The organism is Nocardioides sp. YIM B13467, from assembly GCF_042788075.1.
Taxonomy (GTDB): Bacteria; Actinomycetota; Actinomycetes; order Propionibacteriales; family Nocardioidaceae; genus Nocardioides.
In genome coordinates, this window is sequence record NZ_JBHZPJ010000046.1 from 677,670 (window position 1) to 700,874 (window position 23,205).

Genomic DNA, 23,205 nt, shown 5'->3' on the forward strand with positions numbered 1-23,205 from the left:
GTCGATCGGGTGGTGAGAAAACGAGTAGCTGATGCAGGCAAACAGGCCGGAAGAGTAGTCGGCGCGGTGCGGGAGACGGCCGGGAAGCTGGTCGCCGACGTGGTGTCCGGCAAGGTCAAGGTCCCCTCCGTCCCGAAGGTCAAGGTGCCGCGGCCAGGACGCAAGGCGCCGCCCAAGGCCGCTGAGCCGGTCGTGGAGCCGCCCGCCAAGCGGGTCGCCGAACCGGTCGCCGAGCCGGTCGCTGAGCCGGTGAAGCCCGAGCCCACCGTCGAGGCCGTGGCGGACCCGGTGGCCCAGGCGGACGAGAAGGCCGCGCCGGCGAAGAAGACCGCCGCCAAGAAGACCACTGCCAAGAAGAGCCCCGCGAAGAAGACGACGACCGCGGCGAAGAAGACGACTGCGACGAAGGCTCCGGCGGCGAAGAAGACGACCGCGGCGAAGAAGACGACTGCCAAGAAGGCTCCCGCGGCGAAGAAGACCACCGCAGGCGCGGCGACTCCGGCGACGGAGACCTCCGCCGCAGCCACCCCTGCGGAGACGACGGCCGCCGCCAAGAAGACGGCTGCGAAGAAGACGGCGGCGAAGAAGACGACCGCAGCCAAGAAGACGACGGCCAAGAAGGCTCCCGCGAAGAAGACAGCGGCGAAGAAGACGACCGCGGCGAAGAAGGCTCCCGCGAGCGGGACCTCGACGAGCCCGACGACCGGGACCGAGACGCCGTCAGGCGACTCCTAGCCCGGACTCCCGACGCGCACGGAGGCGAGGGCCGTGCGCGGCCCGAGCCCCAGGCTGCGTACGGTCTCGAGATCCTCGAGGGTGTCGACGTCGTGGCGCAGCGAGTGGAGGTCGCCCTCCAGTGGCTGGGCGCCGCCGTCGCGGTGGGCGGCGGCGGACCCAGGCCCGAACGCGGGCCGGAACCGGTCGTGGGTCGCGGTGTAGAGGGTCGTGCCCCCACCCGCCGCGTCCTCGACGTACGCAGCCCCGAACCCCTCCGCCGCGCTCAGTGCCGCGTCGAGGTCGGCGGAGCGGAGTGCGGGCAGGTCGCCGCACAGGGCAGCGGGGCGGAGCCCCGGCCAGCGGCGCCGGGCCTCGAGCGCTCCCTGTACGAGGGTCTCGTTGAGGTCACCGCTGACCCCGTCGGGGATGACGGCGGCGCCGAGGCGGGCGACGTCGGCGGCGAAGTAGGAGTCGTCGGTGATCACCAGGACGGCGCCGACCCCGGAGGCGGCCAGGCACGACTCGGCGGTGTCGAGGGCGAACGAGCGGGCGAGATCGGCGCGTTCGTGCGACTCGATTCCGACCAGCCGGGACTTGCCGCGCGCCGGAGGCTTGACGGGCAGCAGTACGACGTAACCGGGTGCAGGTACAGGCATCGAGGTAGATCCTGACAGGTATCTCACAACCACGCGGAGACGGCCCGGTAGCCTGCCTTGCGTGGGAAAGTACCGGAAGTTCCAGGAGGGCAAGCTCGGCTGGCCATGGGTCGTGGCTGTTGGCATCGTGAAGCCCGTCCTTCTCGCCACCACGAAGCACCAGTGGGTGGGCGGCGAGAAGATCCCGGAGAGCGGCGGAGCGGTGTTCGCGCTCAACCACGTCTCCGAGATCGACCCGTTCACCGCCGCGCACATCGTGTGGGACTACGGACGTAGGCCGAGCTATCTGGCCAAGGCCGCGTTGTTCAAGGGTCCGTTGGGCAAGTTCTTGCGGGCCGCCCGGCAGATCCCCGTGGACCGGACGGCCGGCGCGTCGGCGTTCGACGCGGCCGTGAAGGCCGTCAACGAGGGCAGCATCGTGGTCGTCTACGTCGAGGGGTCCATCACCAAGGACCCGACCGGCTGGCCGATGCGCGGCAAGTCCGGTGCGGCGCGGATCGCGCTCGCGACCGGTGCCCCGGTCTACCCGGTGGGACAGTGGGGAGCCCAGGAGCTGCTTCCGGCGTACTCTCTCAAGCCGCACCTGATCGGTCGCAAGATGATCCAGATGAAGATCGGTGATCCGGTGGATCTGAAGGATCTCGAGGTCCAGGAGCACACGCCGGCGGTCGTCAACCAGGCGACCGACCGGATCATGAAGGCGATCGTCGGCCTGGTGGCCGACATCCGGGATGAGGAGCCGCCCAGCGAGCTCTTCGACCCGAAGAAGGCCGGTGTGAACGCGACCGGCGACCCCCGCAAAACGAAGAAGAAGGACAGCAATTGACTGGCAAGGTAGCGGTGTTTGGAGCGGGCTCATGGGGCACCGCGTTCTCGGTCATCCTCGCCGACGCGGGCAACGACGTGACCATGTGGGCGCGGCGTGAGGAGGTCGCGGCGGCGATCAACGACACCCACGAGAACCCCGAGTACCACCCGGGCACCGAGCTGCCGCACAACATCAGCGCCACCCACGACATCGAGAAGGCCGCACACGGAGCCGATCTGGTCGTCCTCGCGGCGCCGTCGCAGACGCTGCGCGCCAACCTCACCGACTGGGCGCCGTTCCTGCCCCAGGACGTACCGCTGGTCTCGCTGATGAAGGGTGTCGAGCTCGGCACCCTCGAGCGGATGAGCGAGGTGATCGCCCACGTCACCGGTGCGGGGCCGGAGCGGATCGCGGTGGTCAGCGGTCCCAACCTGTCCAAGGAGATCATCCGTCGCGAGCCCGCCGCCGGTGTGGTGGCGTGCGCCGACGAGGAGGTCGCCAAGACGATCCAGGCGCGGGTGCACTCGCCCGCGTTCCGTCCCTACACCTCGACCGACGTGGTCGGCTGCGAGATCGGTGGGGCCTACAAGAACGTGGTCGCGATCTCCACCGGGATGGCCGCCGGCATGGGGTTCGGCGACAACACCCAGGCGTCGCTGATCACCCGCGGACTTGCCGAGACCGCCCGGCTGGCGGTGCAGCTGGGCGCCAACCCGATGACCCTCATGGGTCTGGCCGGCCTCGGAGACCTGGCCGCGACCTGCTCCTCGCCGCTCTCCCGCAACCGTACGTTCGGGGAGAAGCTCGGCAAGGGCATGACCACCGCCGACATCCTCGCCTCCAGCCACCAGGTCGCCGAGGGCGCCAAGTCGTCCCACTCGCTGCGCGAGCTGGCCGCGAAGGTCGGGGTGGACGTGCCGCTGGCGCAGTACGTCGACGACGTCGTCTCCGGTGCCAAGACCGTCAGCGAGATCATGGACGAGATGCTCGAGCGGCCGACGAAGGCCGAGACCGAGTAGGTTCCTTCGTCAAGGTATGCAGCCGAAGGCCCGCTTCCCGTGCGGAGTTCCGCGCGGGAAGCGGGCCTTTCTCTGCATACCTTGATGGAGGATCAGCGGGTCAGGCGGTGCCGAGGTCCTTCCACGGGCCCCACTCCTCGGTGCCGGGGGTGTTGCCCTGGGTCCACCACTTGGCCTCCCACAGGTGACCGCCGTAGGTGACGCGGTCACCGGCGACGTACACGGTGGTCGCCGACCATGCGGCCGCCCCGCCGGGCGGGTCGGTCGGTTCCTCGGTCGGCGGATCCGTGGGCTCCTCGGTGGGCGGGTCGGTCGGGTCCGGCTCCTCGACCGGGCCGCCGGTGCCGTTGCGCATGGCGTCGGCGAAGGTGCCGATCAGCTCGCCCTGACGGTCACCGGAGAGCTCCCACCACATGCCTCCGCCGAGGCCCTTGGAGATGGCGTACGCCGCCTTCTGCGCGATCGTGCGCTTGTTGTCGTAGCTCCACCACTGGTTGCCGTCGTAGCGCCACCCGGCGCCGGTCGCGGCGTCGTAGTGGTCGGTGCCGCGGGACTTGAGCTTGTCGTAGTCCTCGTTGCCCGCCTCGTACGTCCCTGGTGCCGCGGCGGTCGCCGGGCCCCAGGGGGCGGAGGAGGTCGCACCCTGCCAGCCACGGCCGTACGCGGCCATGCCGAGCCCGAGTTGGGCCGGTGAGATGCCGGCGTCGAGGTACTCCCGGACCGACTCGTCCACGCTGAACCGCTTGCCGTCGGGGCGCGGGTCGGCGGGGTCGGCGTAGAGGTTGCCCTGGTGGCCGGTCAGCGTCGGGTCCCAGGCACCCCACAGGTCGTAGCCCTGGATGTTGCCGAAGTCGAGGGAGTTGAAGATCGCCGGGTCGTTCCAGCCGCCCGCCTCGATGTCCTGCGGGTTGGCCGGGAGGAACGCGGAGAGCTGGTAGTCCTTGCCCGTGGTCGATCCCAGCGCGTCCAGCTGGGAGCGGAACTCGGCCAGCAGCGCCTTGAAGTTGGCGCGGTCGTTGACCGGGTCGACGTGGTTGCCGGTGTTGCCGTTGGGCGAGCCCGGCCACTCCCAGTCGATGTCGAAGCCGTCGAAGACGCCGGCGGCCGCTCCGGCGCCACCGCGGCCGTCGATGACCGGCAGGTTGCCCTTGATGTAGAGGTCGATGCAGGAGGAGACGAATTTGCGTCGCGACTCCGGCGTGGCCGCCGCGAGGGAGAAGTTCTTCGACCAGGTCCAGCCGCCCAGCGAGAGCAGGACCTTCAGGTCGGGGTGCTTCGCCTTGAGCTGCTTGAGCTGGTTGAAGGAGCCGGCCAGGGGCTGGTCCCAGGTGTCGGCCGTGCCGGAGACGGATGCGTCGGCTGCGTACGACATCCCGTAGTCGGCGTAGGCGTCACCGGCGCCGTCGGAGCCGTTGGGCCCCTCGCCCTGGGCCTTGTTGGCCTCGAAGCAGGTCAGCGTCTGGTGGTGGATGTTGCCGAAGGCGTAGTTGAGGTGGGTGAGGTCGTCGGCGACGCCGGACGTCTCCAGCTGCTTGAGCTTGAAGGCTCGGCCGTAGACACCCCACTGCACGAAGTAGCCGACGTTGCGGTAGCCGTTGATCGCTGTCGGCTCCGCGGCGGCCGTCTTCAGCGATGCGCTGGACGGGGTGCTGGTGAGGACGAGCGTGCCGGTGAGGGCGAGCGCTCCGGCGAGTGCGCCGATGAGAAGGCCGGCTGTCCGGCGTGATCTTCGTGAGGGCAAGGCGACATGCATGGTGACACCTCCGAGGTGATGGCTGGCTCGGGCACCAGGCGCCCGAATCGCCATTCGATGGTGGCAGTCGGTTTGTTTGTAAGCAACCCTTACTAATTAAGGAATTTCAGAACGTAATTCGAGGTCGGCGCCGAAGTAGTACGTTCGATGGGCCGCCAATCTCTGGGAGATCGCCATGCTCGGACGCCGCTCTGCAGTTGTCGCCACACTGACCGGAGGCGCGCTCGCGCTGGCCACCCTGGTCCCGTACGCCGGGGCGGCCGCCGCCCCGGAGGACAGGCTGGCGCCACCACCGAAGGTGCCCACCGCGGTCGGCTACGGAGGCGCGGTGGCGAGCGTCGACGCCGACGCGAGCCGGGTCGGGCTCGAGGTGCTCCGCAAGGGCGGCAACGCGACCGACGCCGCGGTCGCGACGGCTGCGGCGCTCGGTGTGACCGAGCCCTACTCGGCCGGGATCGGCGGGGGCGGCTTCTTCGTGCACTACTCCGCGCGCACCGGCGAGGTCGAGACGATCGACGGTCGGGAGAAGGCGCCGGCCGCGATGCCGCGCGATGCGTTCATCGACCCCGAGACCGGGAAGGAGTATCCGTTCTTCCCTGACATGGTCACCAGTGGCGCCTCGGTCGGAGTGCCCGGCACCCCGCTGACCTGGGACAAGGCGCTGAGGAAGTGGGGCACCCGGTCGCTCCGTCAGTCGCTCGAGCCGGCCGCGCGGTTGGCTCGCCGGGGCTTCGTCGTCGACCAGACCTTCCGCCAGCAGACCGTCGACAACGCGGAACGTTTCGCAGCGATCGATTCCACAGCCGAACTATTCCTTCCCGGAGGATCTGCGCCCGAGGTCGGCAGCCGGTTCCGCAACCCAGACATAGCCGCGACCTACGACCTGCTCGGACGCAAGGGCGTGAAGGCCTTCTACCGCGGCCCGCTGGCGGCCGAGATCGCCGCGACGGTGGCCGAGCCGCCCAAGACCGACGACACCGACCTGCCGGTTCCGGCCGGCTGGGTGACCACCGATGACCTCGCCGCCTACACCGCCCCCGACCGCGAGCCGACCCACTCGACCTACCGGGACCTGGACGTCTACGGGATGGCACCACCTTCCTCGGGTGGCACCTCGGTGGGCGAGGCGCTCAACATCCTGGAGCGCTACGAGCTGGCCGGGATGACCAACACCGAGGCCTACCACCATCTGCTCGAGGCGAGCGCGATCGCCTTCGCCGACCGGGGCGCCTACCTCGGCGACCCCGACCACGTCGAGGTACCCGTCGAGGCGCTCCTCGACGACACCTTCGCCGCCGAGCGGGCCTGCGGCATCGACCCCGCGGCGGCCCAGCCCAAGCCCGTAGCGGCCGGGAATGCGTACGACTTCGACGGGGTCTGCGACGGCGCGGAAGGCGCCGGCGAGACCGCGAAGGACACCGAGAACCTCGAGACCACCAACCTGACCGTCGTCGACCGCTGGGGCAACGTCGTCGAGTACACCCTGACCATCGAGCAGACCGGAGGATCCGGCATCACCGTGCCCGGCCGCGGCTTCATCCTCAACAACGAGCTGACCGACTTCTCGACGACCTACCGGGCCGACGACCCCAACCGGATCGAGCCCAACAAGCGCCCGCGCAGCTCGATGTCACCCACGATCGTCCTCTCCGACGGCCGGCCTGTGCTGGCGGTCGGTTCACCCGGCGGCTCGACGATCATCACCACGGTGCTCCAGATCCTCATCGAGCGGTACGCGCGCGACCGGACCCTGCCCGAGGCCATGGCGGCGCCGCGGGTCTCCCAGCGCAACGGAGCGAACACGGGTGCCGAGCCGGCGTTCATCGAGGCGTACGGAGGGCCGCTGACATCGCTGGGCCACACCTTCGCCCAGACCGCTGAGCTCGGCGCGGCCACCGCGATCGAGATCGGCCCTGACGGGCTGCTGACCTCGACCGCCGAGCCGTGGCGACGCGGTGGCGGGTCCGCGCTGGTGGTGAGCCCGGAGTCGCCGACCCACTAGCTCCCGATGCGGTCCAGCGCCTGGAGGAGGTCGGCCCAGAGGTCGTCGACGTCCTCGACCCCGACGGACATCCGCACCAGCCCGTCGGGCACCGTCGCCGACTCGGTCTTCCAGCGGCGACGGCGCTCGAAGGTTGACTCCACGCCGCCGAGGGAGGTCGCATGGACCCACAACGAGGTGGAGTGGGTGAGGAGGTCGGCCTGCTCCGCGGTGGGGAGGACCGCAGCGAGCATGCCGCCGAACCCGGGGTAGCGGACCTCGGCGACCGCCGGGTGCGCTGCCAGGCGCTCGGCGAGGGTCGCCGCGTTGGCGGAGGAGCGCTCGACGCGCAGGTGAAGCGTACGGATGCCGCGAAGCGCAAGCCACGCCTCGAACGGGCCGGGAATCGCGCCGAGCAGGTCGCGACGGGCCTTGAGCACGTCCCACAGCGTGTCGTCGGAGACGACGACCGCGCCCATGACGACGTCGGAGTGGCCGGCGATGAACTTGGTGGCCGAGTGGATGACGATGTCCGCGCCGAGCGCGAGCGGCTGCTGGAGCAGGGGAGTGGCGAAGGTGTTGTCGACCACGACCCGCGCTCCGGCCTTGTGCGCGGCGGCGATGACGGCCGGCAGGTCGGCGAGCTGCATCCCCGGGTTGGTCGGCGTCTCGACCCAGACCAGCGCGACCTCGCCGTCCAGCTTCTCGAGCAGCTTCACGACCGCGGCGGTGTCGGAGAAGTCCGCGAGGCGTGCGGTCAGCCGGCCGCGCCCCTCGAGGTCGGCCAGCTGGCCGATGGTCCCCAGATAGCTCTGCTCGGTCGCCACGACCACCGAGTCGTTGACCAGGTCGAGCAGCGTCGCGATCGCCGCGAGCCCGGAGGCGAACGACAGCGCCCGCCCGCCCTCGAGCTGCCCGAGCGCCTCCTCGAACGCCACCCACGAGTCGTTGGTGTAGCGCCCGTACTCCTTGTCGCCGCCGGCCACATAGGTCGAGGCCATCGTGATCGGAACGTTGAGCGGCTGGTCGGGCTCGTGGGCCGGCCGCCCGGCGTGGACGGCGATCGTGGCGGGCTTGTGATCCATGACTTCGACCCTATTGCCCGCTCGACAACCGGGCTCACGCGCCGCGCGGTTACGGGTCAGCGCATGGTCCCGGATAAGGTTGCGGCCGTGTTGACGACCCTGCTGGATGGACGTGCCTTCGGTGAGAAGCACGGCAAGGATGCTGCCACCGTCGTGGCCCTGCACGGCTGGGCCCGCAACCGCAGCGACTGGGGCTCGACGCTCGAGGGCCTGGACGCGCTCGCGCTCGACCAGCCCGGCTTCGGCGCGACCCCGGCCCCCGATGAGGCCTGGGGAAGCAAGGAGTACGCCGAGTGGCTGGCCCAGATCCTCGAGGGCCTCGACCGCCCGGTGCTCGTCGGCCACAGCTTCGGCGGCCGGGTGGCCGTCCAGCTCGCCGCGGCCCGCCCGGAGCTCGTCCGTGGCATCGTCCTCACCGGCGTGCCGCTGTTCCGCCCGAAGACCGGTGGCAAGCCCAAGCTCGCCTACCGGATCGGCCGCTGGCTCCACTCCAAGGGGCTGATCCCCGAGGCCCGGATGGAGGCGCTGCGGGAGAAGTACGGTTCGACCGACTACCGCAACGCCAAGGGCATCATCCGCGACATCTTCGTCAAGGTCGTCAACGAGTCCTACGGCGACCAGCTGGCAGCCATCCCGAAGGACCTTCCGGTCCGCCTGATCTGGGGTGAGAACGACACCGCCGCACCGGTCTGGATGCCCGGTGAGGCCATGGAGATCCTGGGGGCCAACGCGACCCTGGAGATCGTCCCCGGTTCCGCGCACCTGCTCGACGCGGGGCTGGTCAAGAGCCTTCGAGGCGCCATCGACGAACTTCGTACGAACTGAATCTGAGGGGCTGAAGAAGAAGCATGTGGATAGTCCTGGTCACCTCCGCGCTGACCCTGGTCTCGTACTACCGCTGGCTGCGGGTCGCTCAGCGTGAGCACTACGAGCCGACGCGGCTGTTCGCGATCGAGTGGATCTGGATCAAGGCACGCCCGGTCGAGGCGATCCTGCTCGGTGCGGTCGTCGTGGTCTGCCTGGCCTCGTTCGTGCTGCCCTACGGCGCGCTCGTCGGCGCGCTGCTGTTCATCGGCTGGCCGGTCGGGATGAGCTTCACGGGCGCCAAGCGGCTGGTGTGGACCGACCGCGTCAAGCGCCTGGCCGGCGTGCTCTTCGTGCTGCACGCGATCCTCACCGTCGTGATCGCGCTCGTCGTCCCGGCCGCTGCCGGGCTGCTCCCGATCCTCGCGGTCCCGCTGGCCGAGGCGGCGCTGGCGATCATGTGGCCGATCGAGAAGGCGATGGCGAAGAAGTGGCAGGTCCAGGCGGCCGCCACGATCAAGAAGGTCAACCCGCGGATCGTCGCGATCACCGGCTCCTACGGCAAGACCTCGACGAAGAACTACGCGACCCACCTCATGCAGGGCCGCTGGTCGACGCTGGCCTCGCCGGCGAGCTTCAACAACGCGATGGGCCTCTCCCGCGCGGTCAACGACCGCCTCCAGCCCGGCACCGACATCTTCGTCGCCGAGATGGGCACCTACGGCCCCGGCGAGATCGCCGAGCTGACCGAGATCTTCCCGCCCGAGGTCGCCGCCATCACCACGATCGGCGAGGCCCACCTGGAGCGGATGAAGTCGCGCGAGACGATCGTGAAGGCCAAGTCGGAGATCCTCCCGAAGGCCTCGACCGTGGTGCTCAACATCGACGTACCCGAGCTCGCGCTCATCGCCGAGAACCTCCGCGCCAGCAAGCGCGTCATCGCCTGCTCCGCCGTGCCGGGCACCACCGCCGAGGTCGTGGTGGCCGACGGCGCGCTTCAGATCAACGGCGAGACGTACGCAGTCCAGCTGCCCGACGAGGTCGGCCACCCGATCAACGTCGCGATCGCCGTCGGCCTCGCCCTCGCCGTCGAGGTCCCGATCGAGACGATCACCCAGCGGCTGGCGTCGATCCCCGGCACGCCCCACCGCGCCGAGGCCAACAGGACGCCCGGCGGCGTCTGGGTCATCGACGACACCTTCAACTCCAACCCCACCGGCGCCGCCGCCGCGCTCGCGAAGGCCAAGCGGCTGGCAGGGGAGTCGGGCACGGTGTGGACCATCACGCCCGGTATGGTCGAGCTGGGCAATGAGCAGGCCGCGCGCAACATCGAGTTCGCGCAGGCTGCCACGGCCTCCGACAAGATGCGGCTGTGCATCGTCGGTCGCACCAACCGAAAAGCGCTGCGTTCGGGGGAGCCAGCGCGGACCACTGCGTTCGAGAGCCGTAAGGCGGCAGCGGATCATGCTCTGACCGCGGCCAAGGAGGGCGACGTGGTGCTGTACGAGAACGACCTCCCCGACCACTACGCGTAGGACCCCCAGGAGCTTTCACCATGAGCGTAACCAAGGCCACCATCGTCTTCGGCGGTCCCAGCGCCGAGCACGACATCAGCATCCTCACCGGCCTTCAGGCCGAGCGGGTCCTCTCCGGTGCCGGCGTCGAGGTGACGTGCCTCTACTGGGCGCGTTCCGACAAGTGGTTCCTGGTGCCCGCCAAGCAGGAGGCGCGTGACTTCCTCGGCGGCGAGCCGAAGGGCTCCAAGGCGGTCGAGTTCCGCCTTGGGTCCGAGAAGGGCGACGGGTTCTACACCGTCGGCGGCTTCGGCGGCGGCAAGCGCCTCGAGACCGGCCCGATCCTCTCCGCCTTCCACGGTGGCGCGGGCGAGGCCGGCGGCATCCAGTGGCTCTTCGAGCTCGCCGGCCTCAAGGCGACCGGTGCGACCCCGGCCGCGGCCGCGCTCGGCATGGACAAGCTCGCCTTCGGCGCGGTCATGCTCAACGCCGGCCTCCCGTCGCTCCAGCGTGAGCTGCTCTCGCGCTACGCCGCCCCGTCCTTCGAGGGCCCCTACATCGTCAAGCCGCGCTTCGGCGGCTCCTCGATCGGCATCGAGGTCGTCGACGACTACGAGACCGGCCTGGCGCTCCTCAACACCTCACCGCACCTGCGTGCGGGCGCGGTCGTCGAGCCGTACCGCCCCGACCTCTTCGACCTCAACGCCTCGGTGCGCACCGCGCCCGAGGTTGCGGTGAGCGACGTCGAGCGTCCGCTGCGCTCGGATGAGGCGAAGATGTACGACTACTCCGCCAAGTACGTCCACACCGACGGCCTCTCCTCCTCCCCGCGCGAGTTCCCGGCGCAGGTCGAGGAGTCGGTCACCAAGCAGATCAAGGATCTGGCCGTACGCGTCGTGGAGCTCACCGGCCTCACCGGCATCCTCCGCATCGACTTCCTCTCCGACGGCAAGGGCGAGGTCTACATCAACGAGGTCAACTCCATCCCCGGCGCCCTCTCGCTCTACCTGTGGCCCGACACCCCCGCCTCCGAGGTCCTCACCAGCGCCATCGCCGAGGCCGAGAAGCACATCCCCCAGGTCACCCGGAACTTCGAGGAGGGCGTCGCCCTCAAGGCCGCCGGCGGCATCGCCGGCAAGCTCACCGGCCTGAGCTGAGCCCGAGTCGGCGCAAGCTGACCGAAAACCACGCCGAGTCGGCGCGTCTTAACGCGCCGACTCGGCGTGGTTTTGCGTCAGGACGAGCCGACTCGGCGTGCGGGTCAGCGGGAGAGGGCGCGCTTCAGAAGGGCGAGGGTGACCTCGCCCATCGAGGTGCCGTCGTGCTTGGCGGCGAAGGGGAAGACGCTGGTCTCGGTGGCACCGGGGGTGATGGCGACCTCGAGGACGACGAAGCTGCCGTCGGGGGTGACCATGAAGTCGGTGCGGGAGATGTCACGCATGCCGAGCATCTCGTGGGCGCGTACGGCGGTCTCGCCGAGCTCGGCGAGCAGCGCGTCGGGGAGGTCGGGGCGGCCGAAGCCGACGAACTCCGCGGTGTAGCGCGCCGCGAAGTCGAACTCGTGGCCCTTGCTGAAGTCGATGGCGATCGGGGTCAGCGGCTTGACGCCGTCGTCGGTCTCGTGGACGACCACGGAGACGTCGATGCCGGCGTAGAAACGCTCGATGAGCGCCTCGTCGCAGTAGGCGTAGGTCTTGACCAGGGCCGCGGGGAGGGCGGAGAGGCCGTCGACGCCGGTGACGCCGAGGGCAGAGCCGCCGCGCGAGGGCTTGACCACGACCCGCTCACCCAACCGCGAGATGACGTGCTCCATCAGCACCGGCGCGCCGACGTCACGGAACGTCGTGGACGACAGCGAGACCGAGTCCGGCACCGGGATGCCGCCGCGGCGCAGGAGCTCGCGGGCGGCCGTCTTGTCGAACGCGACGCGGCAGGAGGTGGAGACGGTGCCGACGTACGGGATCCCGATCAGCTCCAGGAGCGTCTGGATCTCGCCGTCCTCACCGAACTGGCCGTGCAGAGCCGGCAGCGCCACGACCGCCTTGTCGCGTTCGAGGTTGTGCAGCAGAGCCCGGTCGAAGTCGTACGCAGCCACCTCCACGCCCAGCGCCGACAGCTCGCGCACGAGGTTGCGGCCAGAGGCCAGCGACACGTCGCGCTCGTGGCTCAGCCCGCCGGCGATGACGGCGACAGGTCCGGAAAGGGGAGGTGTGCTCATGAGTTCGTTCTAACAGACGGCCGGGAAGAGCCGTCAATCTCAGATGTGGACGACCGGGCAGGTCAGGGTGCGGGTGATGCCTTCGAGGCTCTGGACTCGGGCCACGACCAGCTTGCCGAGCTCGTCGACGTTGCGGGCCTCGGCGCGGACGATCACGTCGTACGGACCGGTGACGTCCTCAGCCAGGGTCACGCCCTGGATCTTGCCGATCTCGGTGGCGACCTCTGCGGCCTTGCCGACGTCGGTCTGGATGAGGATGTACGCCTGTACGACCATGGTGCTGCTCCTGTTCTCCGTGCCTTCCTTGGCACAACGTCAGGCAAGTAACCTATCGCGTTATCTATCGATCGACCTACACCGACCCTGGGGATAAGACACGGTGATGCGTGTCCCGGTATCTCCGCGCATCGCGAGGAGGGTTGGATGGAGCCATGGCTTTTCCGAGGGACACGACGCTCGCCGACATCGGTGAGTTCGGGCTGATCACCGAGATGACCAAGCACTTCGCCCAGGGGGAGCAGGTGCTGGTCGGTCCCGGCGACGACGCCGCGCTGGTGCGGGTCAAGCAGGGTCATGTGGTCGTCTCGACCGATCTGCTCGTCGAGGGCCGCCACTTCCGGCGGGACTGGGCCGAGGCGTCCCACATCGGCCACCGGGCGGCGGGCCAGAACCTCGCCGACATCGCCGCGATGGGTGGCGTCGCGCACTCGATGACCCTCGGGCTAGCCCTTCCCTCGGACCTTCCCGCCGAGTGGGCCGTCGACTTCGCGGAGGGGTTCGCCGCGGAGTGCGCGCTGGTCGGGGCCTCGGTCGTCGGCGGTGACGTCACCGGCGCCGACCAGATCGTCATCTCCGTGACCGCCATCGGTGCGGTCGCCCAGGCGCCGGTGCTGCGCTCGGGCGCGGAGCCCGGCGACGTACTCGCGCTGTGCGGTCGCCAGGGGTGGGCCGCGGCGGGCCTGGCGATCCTCAAGCGAGGGTTCCGGTCACCACGGGTGCTGGTCGACGCCTACCGCCGCCCGCAACCGCCGTACGCAGCCGGCCCCGCCGCAGCGGCGGCCGGTGCCTCGGCGCTGATCGACGTCTCCGACGGGCTTCTGTCCGAGGCCAGGCACATCGCCGATGCCTCAGAGGTCTCGATCGACGTGCACACCGCTGCGCTGACCATCCCCGACGAGCTCAACGCGGTCGCCTCGGCGACCGGCGCCGACGCGCTCGCGTTCGTGCTGGGCGGGGGAGAGGATCACTCCCTGCTCGCCGCGTTCCCGCCCGACGTCGAGCTGCCGCAGGGGTGGACCGTGATCGGGACGATCGGCGAGCCCGGTGGGGAGCCGGTCACGGTCGACGGGAAGGTCTACGAGGGTTCGACGGGCTGGACGCACTTCTGAGAACGACGAAGGCCGCTGCCCGAGTGGGCAGCGGCCTTCGTGCGAGGAAGAACCCGGGTCAGCGAGCGACCTTGCCGGCCTTGATGCAGGTCGTGCAGACATTCATGCGCTTCGGGGTGCCGTTGATGACGGCGCGAACGCGCTGGATGTTGGGGTCGAAGCGGCGCCTGGTCGCCTTCTTGGACCACGGCCGGTTGTTGCCGAAGCCCGGCTTCTTGTCGCAGATGTCGCAGACGGCAGCCACCGTGAACTCCTGAGGTTGAATAGATGATCGAGGTCGATTGGATAGTGTCGGCGGGCGCGATGAACGGCTGCCCTGCCGAGACAACCGAACAAGCGTAGCCCGTCTGGCTGTGCCCGGCGAAATCGTCAGTCGTCCGAGCGGCGATCCCGCCACCTGTCCAGCGGCGCGGCCAGCGCGGTGGCCAGCTTCCACCGCTTCGACCCGCGCAGATCGTCGATCTCGGCGCGCTGGCCGGCGAGCTGCTTGCGCTGCGACTCGAGCCGCCGCCGCTGGTCCGCGACGACCTCGCGGAGCCTGGCGACCTCGTCGCGGAGCTCGAGGCCGTGCTCGACCCAGTCCGGGATCGCGGGCACCGCGGGGAGGTCGGGAGAGAGGCCGCGGCGCAGGACGACGTAGAACTCGATGTCGTTCTCGGGCACGGGCAGAAGGGACTCGACCGACCAGCCGGTCAGCCCCAGGCGGCGCAGCTCGGCGATGATCTCGGGGAACGAGCGGTCGGTGTAGGTCCACACGTGGCAGTCGACGTACTCGCCCCGGCGGGCGCGCTCGACCTGGGCTCTGGTGTAGCCGAGGTCGTGGATGCAGGTCTCGGCCTCGCTCGGCCCGCGGTGGTGGAGGCGTTTGGCGTCGCTGTTGACCGCGGCCCGGTGGTGGTCGAAGACGGCCCGCACCGACGGGGTCGTGTCGCCTGCCTCGTACGCCTGCAGGATCTGGCCCATCGTCGTGGGCGGGCGATGGGCGTCGAAGGTGTAGCGCCGGTCGGGGACGACCAGGACGAGGGCCCCGTCGGGAGCGACGACGGCCTCGACCTGCGCCAGCCATCCGACCAGGTCGGGAACGTGCTCGACGACGTGGCTGGCCAGCGCCCAGTCGAACGGGGCGCCCTCCTTGGCGGCCTCCTCGAGCGTACGCATCCGGGTGCCGTCCCACATCGGATAGTCGATCTCGGGGATGGTGTCGTGGTTCACCTGGGGTTGCTCGGCGTACGACTCGTAGAGCCGGTCGCGGTCGTAGAGGTCCAGATAGGAGACGGTCGCGGCACCTCGGGGGATGAGCGGTTGGTGCAGGGGGCCGATCTCCAGGCCGCGCCCGGCCGAGAAGTCGAAGAGTTCGTTGACGCGTTTCGCGCGTGGGGTCGGGGTCGGGATCGACATCCGTGAGTCCTTCGGCGTTGGGGAGGTCTCCACACTAGGGATGGATCGTCACCGGCGCAGGGGATGACTCGGTAGAACTTGTTACTCGCTCGTGTCTTTGCTGCAGCCTCGGATTTGTTCACCCGTCGTTTACCCCGTACCCAGAGACCGCCTACCCTTGGGGCCGCGATACCGGGAATTGTGCCCGGCGTCACGGTGTCTGGGTGTATGCAGGGGTGTCGAGGAGTAGGGAGGGCAGCGTGGCCGAGGTCAAGCTCGATCTGTTCCGCCGGTTCGGTGACCTGGCGACCGACGCGCTCGCGTCGCACCGCGAGGAGATCGACGCGCTCAACGTCTTCCCGGTGCCCGACAGCGACACCGGCACCAACCTCTACCTCACGATCGCCGCGGCCCGTGACCGGCTGCGCGAGTTCACCGGCTCCGACTGGCGTGAGGGGCTGCGTGCCTTCTCGCGCGGCGCGCTCCTGGACGCGCGTGGCAACTCGGGCGTGATCCTGGCCGAGATGATCGGCGCCCTGCTGCGCCGCCTGGTCCAGGCCACCGAGGAGGAGCGCACCGCCACGGTCTTCGCCGACGCGCTGCGCAAGGCGGCCAACGCCGCGTACGCCGCGGTGGGGGAGCCCCAGGAAGGCACCATGCTCAGCGTGCTCCGGGCCGCCGCCGACGCGGCCGAGGCGTGCGTCGAGATCGACGAGACTGCACGCACCCGCGATGTGATGTCGGTCGCCGCCAGCGCGGCCCGCGCCGCGCTTGCCCGTACGCAGGAGCAGCTGCCCATGCTCGCCGCTGCCGGGGTCGTCGATGCCGGCGGCCGCGGGATCTGCGTGCTTCTCGACGCCTTCGAGACCGCCCTGACCGGGCGCCGACCCAGTCCGCAGGAACCCACCCCGCACATCCCGATCCCGATCCCCGCGGCTCTGGGCGGAGCCGACGGCCACGCCCTGGAGCCCGGCGGGCCGGCGTACGAGGTGATGTACCTGCTCGACGCCGAGGACGCCGCGATCCCCGACCTCCGCAAGCGGCTCCAGCCGCTGGGCGACTCTCTGGTCGTGGTCGGCGGCGAGGGCATCTGGAACGTGCACGTCCATGTCGACGACGTCGGCGCCGCGATCGAGGCGGGGATCAACGCCGGGCGGCCCCACCGGATCCATGTGACCCACTTCGCCGAGCAGATCGCCGGCCAGGCCCATCGCCACGCGACTCGCGGTGGTCGGGCGGTGATCGCGTTCGCGGCCGGGCCGGGTCTGGCCGAGCTCTTCCGCGGTGCCGGCGCGATCGTGATCGAGGGCGGCCCGCACCGGCGCCCGACGACCTCCGAGCTGCTCGAGGCGATCACTGCCTCCGGTGCCGCCGAGGTGATCGTGCTCCCCAACGACTTCCCGACCCGGCAGTCGGCCGAGGCCGCGGCCCGCACCGCCGAGGACGACCTCGACATCAACGTCGCGGTGATCCCGACCCGCAGCCAGGTGCAGGGGCTGGCGGCGATCGCGGTCCACGAGCCCGGGCGGAAGTTCGACAAGGACGTGCTGGAGATGACCGCCACCGCGCGACACGCGCGGCATGGTGCGGTCACCATCTCGAACACCCGAGCGATTACCATGGCCGGGCCGTGTATGCCGGGTGACGCGCTCGGGGTGCTCGACGGAGACTTCGTCAAGGTCGGCCAGGAGCTGGAGACATGTGCGACCTACGTGCTCGCCCGGCTCATCGGTGGTGGCGGCGAGCTGGTGACGCTGGTCTCCGGTCTCGAGGACCCCACGGGCGAGCTCGCCGGTGCCGTCGCGGCGTGGCTGGCTGCCAACCACCCGGCCGTTGATGTGATGGTGTACGACGGAGGCCAGGAGCGCTACCCCCTCCTGATGTCGGTGGAGTAGAGGAGAAGAGACGGTGCCGATCACCCTCGAGTCGCCGATCGAGGCCGTGCTGGGCAACAGCAAGCACGCCACGAAGTTCACCAAGGGTCTCGGGCTGCGCACCGTCGGCGACCTGCTCTACCACTTCCCGCGGCGCTACCTGCGCACCGCCGACCTCAGCCAGACGCCGCAGCTGCACGAGGGCGAGATGCTCACGGTGCTCGGCGAGGTGGTCCGCAGCGTCGTACGCCAGCACACCGACCGCCGCACCGGCCGGCCCGCCTTCCGCGTCGAGACCCAGCTCAAGGCCGGCACCGCCGACCTGCAGCTCACCTTCTTCTCCAAGTCCCAGCGGATCGCCGAGTGGCGCCGCGGCGTGCTCGCCCCGGGCGTCCGGGGCGTCTTCGTCGGCAAGGCCGGATCCTTCCGCGGCGAGTGGCAGCTGGCCAACCCGCAGATGGTCGTCTTCGGTGACCCTTCCGACTCCGAGAACGCCGCCGAGGCGGCCGACAACCAGATGGCGGTCGAGGAGCTGACCGAGCTCTTCCCGATCTACCCGCTCACCGCCGGACTCCAGCACTGGGACGTGATGCGCGCGGTGCGGTTCGCCCGGCAGGTCGTCGAGGACGTCACCGACGTGCTCCCGGAGCGGCTCAGGGAGACGTACGCCGTTCCGGGGCTGCACGACGCCCTGGACCTGATTCACGCGCCCCATGAGCTCAAGGACGTCCAGCGCGCCCAGCACCGCTTCCGGTTCGAGGAGGCGCTCGGGCTGCAGCTCGTGCTGGGGCGCCGGCGACGGGCGCTCCAGGCGCTGGGCACCACCGCCCGCACCGGCGGCGTCCACCATCTGCTCGAGGCCTTCGACGAGCGGCTGCCGTTCACCCTGACCAAGGGACAGGAGGAGATCGGGGAGGAGCTCGAGGCCGCGCTGGCCCAGCCCCACCCGATGAACCGCCTGCTCCAGGGTGAGGTCGGCTCCGGCAAGACGCTGGTCGCGCTGCGCGCGATGCTGCGGGTCGTCGACTCCGGCGGCCAGGCCGCGCTGCTGGCGCCGACCGAGGTGCTCGCCCAACAGCACTACCGCTCGATCACCGCGATGCTCGGCGATCTGGCCGCCAGCGGCCTGGCCGGCGGGCTCTTCGCCGGCGACCAGGAGCAGACCCATGTCGAGCTGCTCACCGGCTCGATGACCAAGACCCAGCGCAAGGGGCCGCTGAGCCGGCTCGCCACCGGCGAGGCCGGGATCGTGGTCGGCACCCACGCGCTGCTCCAGGACCAGGTGATGTTCGACGACCTCGGCCTGGTCGTCGTCGACGAGCAGCACCGCTTCGGCGTCGAGCAGCGAGCCGCACTGACCGATAAGGCCGGCACCCCACCGCACCTGCTGGTGATGACCGCGACGCCGATCCCGCGCACGGTCGCGATGACCGTCTTCGGCGACCTCGAGGTCTCCACGCTCACCGAGCTCCCCGCCGGACGCGCCGAGATCCAGACCAACCTGGTCTCGCTCGTGGACCATCCGGCGTGGATCGCCCGGGTGTGGGAACGCGTCAAGGAAGAGGTCGAGAAGGGCCACCAGGTCTACGTCGTCGCCCCGCGGATCAGCGGCGACGAGTCCGAGCAGGGGGAGAGCGACCAGCGCGACTTCGACGCCGACGGCAACGAGGTCAAGGCCGCCCCGGCTCAGCTCTCGGCCGTCGACGAGGTCACCGAGGAGCTGACCACCGGTCCGCTGCAGGGGCTGAGCGTCGCCAAGCTCCACGGCAAGCTCCCCGCCGAGGAGAAGGAGCGCACCATGAGCGCCTTCGCCGTCGGCGACATCGACGTGCTGATCGCCACGACGGTGATCGAGGTCGGCGTCGACGTACCCAACGCCACCACCATGGTCATCCTCGACGCCGACCGCTTCGGGGTCTCCCAGCTCCACCAGCTGCGCGGCCGGGTCGGCCGTGGCGGGCTGCACGGACTGTGCCTGCTCGTCTCCCACGCCGAGGCCGGCACCCCGGCCAGGACCCGCCTCGACGCGGTCGCCCAGACCACCGACGGGTTCGCGCTGTCCCGGGTCGACCTCGACCAGCGCCGCGAGGGAGACGTGCTCGGCGCCTCCCAGTCGGGCCGGCGATCGAGCCTGGAGAGCCTGCGTGTGCTCCGTGACGAGGAGACGATCCTGGAGGCGCGCGAGGCGGCCGAGGCGCTGCTCGAGGCCGACCCGGATCTCGTGACAGCACCGCTCCTGGCCGAGCGGGTCACCGAGATCGAGGAGTCCGCTTCCGCCGACTACTTGGAAAAGTCCTAAGGTATCCCAATGACTCGGATCATCGGTGGCGTCGCAGGAGGGCGACGCCTACTCGCTCCCAAGGGGGTGCGGACCCGTCCCACCACCGATCGGGTCCGCGAGGCGCTCTTCTCGGCGATCGAGTCGTCCTACGGCTCCCTGGCCGGGCTGCGCTTCCTCGACCTCTACGCCGGCACCGGCGCGGTCGGGCTGGAGGCATGGTCCCGCGGTGCCGGGGTCGTGACCCTGGTCGAGTCGGACCGGCGTACGGCCGGGGTGATCCGGTCCAACGCGAAGGAGCTCGGCTTCCCGCGGGCCCACGTGGTCGCGGCCACCGTGGCTAGCACCCTGGTGACGTCGCCGCCGGCCCCCTACGACCTCGTCTTCCTCGACCCGCCCTACCCGCTCTCCGACGACGCCGTCTCCGAGGACATCGCGCTGCTGGTCAAGCACGGCTGGCTGGTTCCCGGCGCCCTGGTCGTCGTCGAGCGGTCCGCACGCAGCCCCGAGCCGGTCTGGCCCGACGGGTTCACCGACCAGAAGTCGAAGAAGTACGGCGAGACCACGCTCTGGTACGGCCACGCGCCGGACTGACCGAGAGAGAGAAGAAAACAATGACGCGTCGTGCGGTGTGCCCGGGTTCGTTCGACCCGCCCACGTTCGGCCACCTCGACATCTTCACCCGCGCCTCGGCGATGTTCGACGAGGTCGTCGTCGCGGTCGGGGTCAACCCGTCGAAGTCGAAGCGCCTGTTCACAGCCGAGGAACGGATGGAGATGATCACCGAGGTGACCGCTCCGCTGGGCAACGTACGGGTCCAGGGGTTCACCGGCCTGGTCACCGACTTCTGTGTCGAGATCGACGCCCAGGCGATCGTGAAGGGGCTGCGCGGGGCGCCCGACCTGGAGTACGAGGCGCCGATGGCGCAGATGAACGCCCACATGACCGGCGTCGAGACCGTCTTCCTGCTCAACGACCCGCGCTGGGCGGCGGTCTCCTCCTCGCTGATCAAGGAGATGGCCCATTTCGGTGGGGATGTGTCGGCTTTCCTGCCGCCGGATGTTCTTGCACGACTCACCAAGCGTTTGGCAGAACGTTCCGAGTAAGGGGCACTGTTCGCCGGTATCGTCTACTGGGCAGTTCCTTTGGGCTACCCCGACAATCCTTTCCCTGGAGATCAATGTCCACCTCAGGCCGTTCCCCGCTTTCCTTGGCCAAGCAGTCTTATGCCGCTTCCCTCAAGGCCGTCGGTCGCGGGCTGACGAAGACGGGACTCGCGAAGGAGACCGCGCCGCCGGTCGAGCAGCGCTGGCGTCACTGGGCCCACTCGCTCACCAAGGTCTACGACTCGCTGGCGATGGCGAAGCTCGACGTGCCGTGGTGGACCTACGACGCGATCGCCGCGGTCGACGCCTGGCTGAGCGAGCGTGAGCGCCCGATCCGGATCTACGAGTACGGCTCCGGCGCCTCCACCATCTGGCTCTCCCGTCGCGCCGACGAGATCCACTCCGTCGAGCACCACAAGGGTTTCGGCGAGATGATGCAGGCCGAGCTCGCCGGCGAGGAGAAGATCTCGCTGCGCGTCATCGAGCCGGTCGCCAGCGACAACCCCGTCATCCCCTCGCAGAAGGAGGGCCACGCGGGCCTCGACTTCGAGGCGTACGTCAACTCCATCGACGACGTCGACGGCGAGTTCGACCTCGTGGTGATCGACGGACGTGCCCGTGAGGCGTGCCTGGAGAAGGCCAAGGACCGGCTCGCTCCCGGCGGGATCATCGTCTTCGACAACAGCCGCCGCAAGCGCTACGTCGAGGCCATCGCCGCCTCGGGGATGAAGGAGACCATCCACGCCGGTCTCACCCCGACCCTGCCCTACCCCGAGCGCACCTCGGTCCTGACCAAGGGCTGACCTCGTACGTTTCGTGAGCGGCGGCGTGGATTGTCCACGCCGCCGCTTACGCGCTCTAAGGTCTGGCGCATGGCATCACCGGGGGAGCGAAACGAACCAGTCGGAGCTGTGCGTTGGGCGACGTTCGCCGGGGTATGCGTCGTGGCGCTGGTCTGGGCGGCCTACTCGGTCGGCGCCCAGAACGGCTCGTTCCTGACCCAGGACTTCGGCGCGCAGTACCACCTGGCCGAGATCACCGCCCACGGCGCGATCCCGCTTGTCGACTTCGAGCACGGCTGGAACGCCGGCTCGTTCTGGGTCAACGCGGCGCTCTACGCGATCGCCAGCGGCAGCCCGACGATCTGGTACTTCCTCTGGGGCCGCCTGCTCGGCGCCGGCCTCGGCGCGGTCCTCGCCGCCGCCATCGGGCTCCGTCTGCGGCTGCACCCGGCCGTGATGATCGCGCTCGCGCTCGGGGTGCTCCTGCTGGCCACCCCGCTGCACATCAAGTACACGATCTGCCTGCTGTGGGTCTTCGTCCTGCTGCCGACCGGTTGGCTCGAGTCACGCCCGCGCCTGGCCGCGGCCGCGCGGGTGCTCCTCCCGGCCCTCGTCTTCTGGCAGTACGTCGAGCTGGCCGTGCTCCTCACCGGCGCCTCGGGCCTCTTCGAGCTGTTCGCACGGCGCGCGGCGCCCTGGCGTACCCGGATCCTCAACTGCGTTCAGCTGGCTGGTGGGTTCGTACTCGGGCTGGTCGTCCAGGCGGTGGCGTACAAGGTCTTGTGGGGGCTCTCCTTCGCCGACTTCAACCGGCAGGTGATCCTCGGGCAGACCGAGACGCACGAGGGTTCGCAGTACGCCGTGTGGAACTTCTTCGACCTACCGACCGAGTCGGGGCGCTTCTTCATCCTGGCGCTCTACCCGTTCGCGCTGCTGATCCCCTTCGTGCCGCTGGTGTGGCAGCGGATCTCGGACTCCACCCGCCTGATCGCGCTGGCCGGCCTGGTCCTCGTCGTCGTCCCGATCCGGCGCGTCGACAACCCCCACACCACCACCGTCTCCGCCCTCGTCCTCCTCGCCGTCGTCCTGGCAGTGGCCGAGCTCTACGAGCGCCGCGCCTCGCTGGTTGAGCCGCCGGAGCCGCCAGGCGGAGGCGTGTCGAAACCAACACGGTCGGCTTTGGTGCTACTTCTGGCCGCAGCCGGCGGAGCCTGGGCCGCCGCCATCCTCTGGATCGGCTTCGGCCTGCAGAGCATGCTCGGCGCGGTCCTCCTGGTGGCCCTGGCGATCGCCGGGGCGGTCCTCGGAGGAGCGTTCCTCCGAGGAGCCATCGCAGCGGTCTCTGCCGGCGCGCTGGTCGTGCTGGGCTGCGTACCCGCTCTTGCCGCCATCGACCACCTCGACGACATGCGCCGCGACGCGAAGTCCTTCGCGGTGAGCGACTCGATCGCCCGCTGGGCGGGCCCGGAGTACGAACGCTGCAGCGGCGGCACCCGCGAGGCACTGGTGATGCCCAACTATCTCGAGCTCTACGACGCGCTGGGGATCACCAACCCGACGCCCTACTACCTGTTCCACTACGACTTCGCGCAGTACGAGGACGTGCTGGTGCCTCAGCTCGAGGACGGGTCGATCCCGGTCATCATCGAGACGATGCCGTTGCACACTCCGCAGCCGTGGCTCACCGATGCCATTCGCGCCAACTATGTTCCGTGCTCGGTCGTGAGGATCGAGAAGCAGGCGACGACTGTGACGATCTGGACTCACAAGTCTCGTGGTGATGTTCGGCAGCGGGATCTCACTGTTCGGGGTGGGGCGATGGGGTTGACGCGCTGAGGTTGCTGA

At 69.8% G+C, this 23,205-nt stretch carries 21 protein-coding genes; 14 read left to right on the plus strand and 7 right to left on the minus strand.

Annotation, left to right across the window (positions count from 1 at the left end; translation table 11 throughout):
- The first annotated feature begins 66 nt into the window (after positions 1–66).
- Positions 67–735, plus strand: coding sequence for a hypothetical protein (locus tag ACFX43_RS10485; protein ID WP_378820322.1), 669 nt, complete (start codon positions 67–69; stop codon positions 733–735).
- Here ACFX43_RS10485 and cofC read toward each other — a convergent pair.
- Positions 732–1,373, minus strand: a complete 642-nt coding sequence (gene cofC / locus ACFX43_RS10490) for a 2-phospho-L-lactate guanylyltransferase (protein WP_378820325.1) — start codon at positions 1,371–1,373, stop codon at positions 732–734. The genes ACFX43_RS10485 and cofC overlap by 4 nt on opposite strands.
- Positions 1,374–1,434: 61 nt before the next feature.
- Between cofC and ACFX43_RS10495 the strand changes: the two genes are divergently transcribed.
- Complete coding sequence (locus tag ACFX43_RS10495; RefSeq protein WP_378820328.1) at positions 1,435–2,199, plus strand: lysophospholipid acyltransferase family protein; 765 nt, start codon at positions 1,435–1,437, stop codon at positions 2,197–2,199.
- Positions 2,196–3,200 carry an NAD(P)H-dependent glycerol-3-phosphate dehydrogenase gene (locus ACFX43_RS10500; protein ID WP_378820331.1) on the plus strand — a complete coding sequence of 335 codons (1,005 nt, stop codon included), beginning with the start codon at positions 2,196–2,198 and terminating at the stop codon, positions 3,198–3,200. The genes ACFX43_RS10495 and ACFX43_RS10500 overlap by 4 nt, the downstream gene beginning before the upstream one ends.
- 100 nt (positions 3,201–3,300) lie before the next feature.
- On the opposite strand, the gene ACFX43_RS10505 is transcribed toward ACFX43_RS10500, so the two are convergent.
- Positions 3,301–4,953, minus strand: coding sequence for a glycosyl hydrolase family 18 protein (locus tag ACFX43_RS10505; RefSeq protein ID WP_378820333.1), 1,653 nt, complete (start codon positions 4,951–4,953; stop codon positions 3,301–3,303).
- A gap of 175 nt (positions 4,954–5,128) precedes the next feature.
- Here ACFX43_RS10505 and ggt point away from each other — a divergent pair, with 175 nt between their 5' ends.
- A complete protein-coding gene (ggt, locus tag ACFX43_RS10510) occupies positions 5,129–6,955 on the plus strand; it encodes a gamma-glutamyltransferase (protein ID WP_378820336.1) in 1,827 nt (608 codons plus the stop codon).
- Here ggt and ACFX43_RS10515 read toward each other — a convergent pair.
- Positions 6,952–8,019, minus strand: coding sequence for a trans-sulfuration enzyme family protein (locus tag ACFX43_RS10515; RefSeq protein WP_378820339.1), 1,068 nt, complete (start codon positions 8,017–8,019; stop codon positions 6,952–6,954). The genes ggt and ACFX43_RS10515 overlap by 4 nt on opposite strands.
- An 87-nt stretch (positions 8,020–8,106) precedes the next feature.
- Between ACFX43_RS10515 and ACFX43_RS10520 the strand changes: the two genes are divergently transcribed.
- The 3 genes from ACFX43_RS10520 to ACFX43_RS10530 are packed head-to-tail and all read left to right on the plus strand — an operon-like array spanning position 8,107 to position 11,494.
- On the plus strand, positions 8,107–8,844 hold the full coding sequence (locus tag ACFX43_RS10520) for an alpha/beta fold hydrolase (RefSeq protein WP_378820342.1): 738 nt from the start codon (positions 8,107–8,109) through the stop codon (positions 8,842–8,844).
- 23 nt (positions 8,845–8,867) lie between these two features.
- A complete protein-coding gene (locus tag ACFX43_RS10525) occupies positions 8,868–10,358 on the plus strand; it encodes a Mur ligase family protein (RefSeq protein WP_378820344.1) in 1,491 nt (496 codons plus the stop codon).
- A gap of 20 nt (positions 10,359–10,378) precedes the next feature.
- Positions 10,379–11,494, plus strand: coding sequence for a hypothetical protein (locus ACFX43_RS10530; protein ID WP_378820347.1), 1,116 nt, complete (start codon positions 10,379–10,381; stop codon positions 11,492–11,494).
- Positions 11,495–11,598: 104 nt separating this feature from the next.
- On the opposite strand, the gene ACFX43_RS10535 is transcribed toward ACFX43_RS10530, so the two are convergent.
- Together ACFX43_RS10535 and ACFX43_RS10540 are read right to left on the minus strand one after the other, a co-directional pair.
- Positions 11,599–12,555: a D-alanine--D-alanine ligase gene (locus tag ACFX43_RS10535; RefSeq protein ID WP_378820350.1), complete on the minus strand. Its 957-nt coding sequence runs from the start codon at positions 12,553–12,555 to the stop codon at positions 11,599–11,601.
- Positions 12,556–12,594: 39 nt separating this feature from the next.
- Entirely contained in the window at positions 12,595–12,831 is a 237-nt protein-coding gene (locus ACFX43_RS10540; protein ID WP_091049571.1) for an Lrp/AsnC family transcriptional regulator, read from the minus strand.
- 155 nt (positions 12,832–12,986) lie between these two features.
- On the opposite strand from ACFX43_RS10540, the gene ACFX43_RS10545 reads away from it, so the two are divergent.
- The gene (locus tag ACFX43_RS10545) at positions 12,987–13,943 is read left to right on the plus strand and encodes a thiamine-phosphate kinase (RefSeq protein WP_378820353.1); all 957 of its coding nucleotides are present in this window, start codon (positions 12,987–12,989) and stop codon (positions 13,941–13,943) included.
- Between the two features lie 58 nt (positions 13,944–14,001).
- On the opposite strand, the gene rpmB is transcribed toward ACFX43_RS10545, so the two are convergent.
- Both rpmB and ACFX43_RS10555 read right to left on the minus strand, forming a co-directional pair.
- On the minus strand, positions 14,002–14,187 hold the full coding sequence (gene rpmB, locus ACFX43_RS10550; protein ID WP_141803692.1) for a 50S ribosomal protein L28: 186 nt from the start codon (positions 14,185–14,187) through the stop codon (positions 14,002–14,004).
- A 125-nt stretch (positions 14,188–14,312) separates the two neighbouring features.
- Positions 14,313–15,341 carry a methyltransferase domain-containing protein gene (locus ACFX43_RS10555; RefSeq protein WP_378820356.1) on the minus strand — a complete coding sequence of 343 codons (1,029 nt, stop codon included), beginning with the start codon at positions 15,339–15,341 and terminating at the stop codon, positions 14,313–14,315.
- A gap of 239 nt (positions 15,342–15,580) precedes the next feature.
- Between ACFX43_RS10555 and ACFX43_RS10560 the strand changes: the two genes are divergently transcribed.
- The 6 genes from ACFX43_RS10560 to ACFX43_RS10585 all read left to right on the plus strand — a co-directional run bounded on the left by ACFX43_RS10560 (position 15,581) and on the right by ACFX43_RS10585 (position 23,196).
- Positions 15,581–17,215: a DAK2 domain-containing protein gene (locus tag ACFX43_RS10560; RefSeq protein WP_378820358.1), complete on the plus strand. Its 1,635-nt coding sequence runs from the start codon at positions 15,581–15,583 to the stop codon at positions 17,213–17,215.
- A gap of 13 nt (positions 17,216–17,228) precedes the next feature.
- A complete protein-coding gene (locus ACFX43_RS10565; RefSeq protein ID WP_378820360.1) occupies positions 17,229–19,493 on the plus strand; it encodes an ATP-dependent DNA helicase RecG in 2,265 nt (754 codons plus the stop codon).
- A 9-nt stretch (positions 19,494–19,502) separates the two neighbouring features.
- Entirely contained in the window at positions 19,503–20,066 is a 564-nt protein-coding gene (gene rsmD, locus ACFX43_RS10570; protein ID WP_378820363.1) for a 16S rRNA (guanine(966)-N(2))-methyltransferase RsmD, read from the plus strand.
- 20 nt (positions 20,067–20,086) lie between these two features.
- Positions 20,087–20,578, plus strand: coding sequence for a pantetheine-phosphate adenylyltransferase (coaD, locus tag ACFX43_RS10575; protein WP_350661889.1), 492 nt, complete (start codon positions 20,087–20,089; stop codon positions 20,576–20,578).
- A gap of 104 nt (positions 20,579–20,682) precedes the next feature.
- Entirely contained in the window at positions 20,683–21,381 is a 699-nt protein-coding gene (locus ACFX43_RS10580; RefSeq protein ID WP_378820366.1) for a class I SAM-dependent methyltransferase, read from the plus strand.
- Between the two features lie 108 nt (positions 21,382–21,489).
- The gene (locus tag ACFX43_RS10585; protein WP_378820369.1) at positions 21,490–23,196 is read left to right on the plus strand and encodes a hypothetical protein; all 1,707 of its coding nucleotides are present in this window, start codon (positions 21,490–21,492) and stop codon (positions 23,194–23,196) included.
- Positions 23,197–23,205 lie beyond the last annotated feature (9 nt).

Bases quoted from the DNA above. Each gene is read 5' to 3' on its own strand.
- ACFX43_RS10515 (WP_378820339.1), bottom strand. From the start codon at position 8,019: ATGGATCACAAGCCCGCCACGATCGCCGTCCACGCCGGGCGGCCGGCC.
- ACFX43_RS10555 (WP_378820356.1), bottom strand. From the start codon at position 15,341: ATGTCGATCCCGACCCCGACCCCACGCGCGAAACGCGTCAACGAACTC.
- rsmD (WP_378820363.1), top strand. From the start codon at position 19,503: ATGACTCGGATCATCGGTGGCGTCGCAGGAGGGCGACGCCTACTCGCT.
- ACFX43_RS10535 (WP_378820350.1), bottom strand. From the start codon at position 12,555: ATGAGCACACCTCCCCTTTCCGGACCTGTCGCCGTCATCGCCGGCGGG.
- ACFX43_RS10505 (WP_378820333.1), bottom strand. From the start codon at position 4,953: ATGCATGTCGCCTTGCCCTCACGAAGATCACGCCGGACAGCCGGCCTT.
- ACFX43_RS10545 (WP_378820353.1), top strand. From the start codon at position 12,987: ATGGCTTTTCCGAGGGACACGACGCTCGCCGACATCGGTGAGTTCGGG.
- cofC (WP_378820325.1), bottom strand. From the start codon at position 1,373: ATGCCTGTACCTGCACCCGGTTACGTCGTACTGCTGCCCGTCAAGCCT.
- ACFX43_RS10525 (WP_378820344.1), top strand. From the start codon at position 8,868: ATGTGGATAGTCCTGGTCACCTCCGCGCTGACCCTGGTCTCGTACTAC.
- ACFX43_RS10540 (WP_091049571.1), bottom strand. From the start codon at position 12,831: ATGGTCGTACAGGCGTACATCCTCATCCAGACCGACGTCGGCAAGGCC.
- coaD (WP_350661889.1), top strand. From the start codon at position 20,087: ATGACGCGTCGTGCGGTGTGCCCGGGTTCGTTCGACCCGCCCACGTTC.
- ACFX43_RS10530 (WP_378820347.1), top strand. From the start codon at position 10,379: ATGAGCGTAACCAAGGCCACCATCGTCTTCGGCGGTCCCAGCGCCGAG.
- ggt (WP_378820336.1), top strand. From the start codon at position 5,129: ATGCTCGGACGCCGCTCTGCAGTTGTCGCCACACTGACCGGAGGCGCG.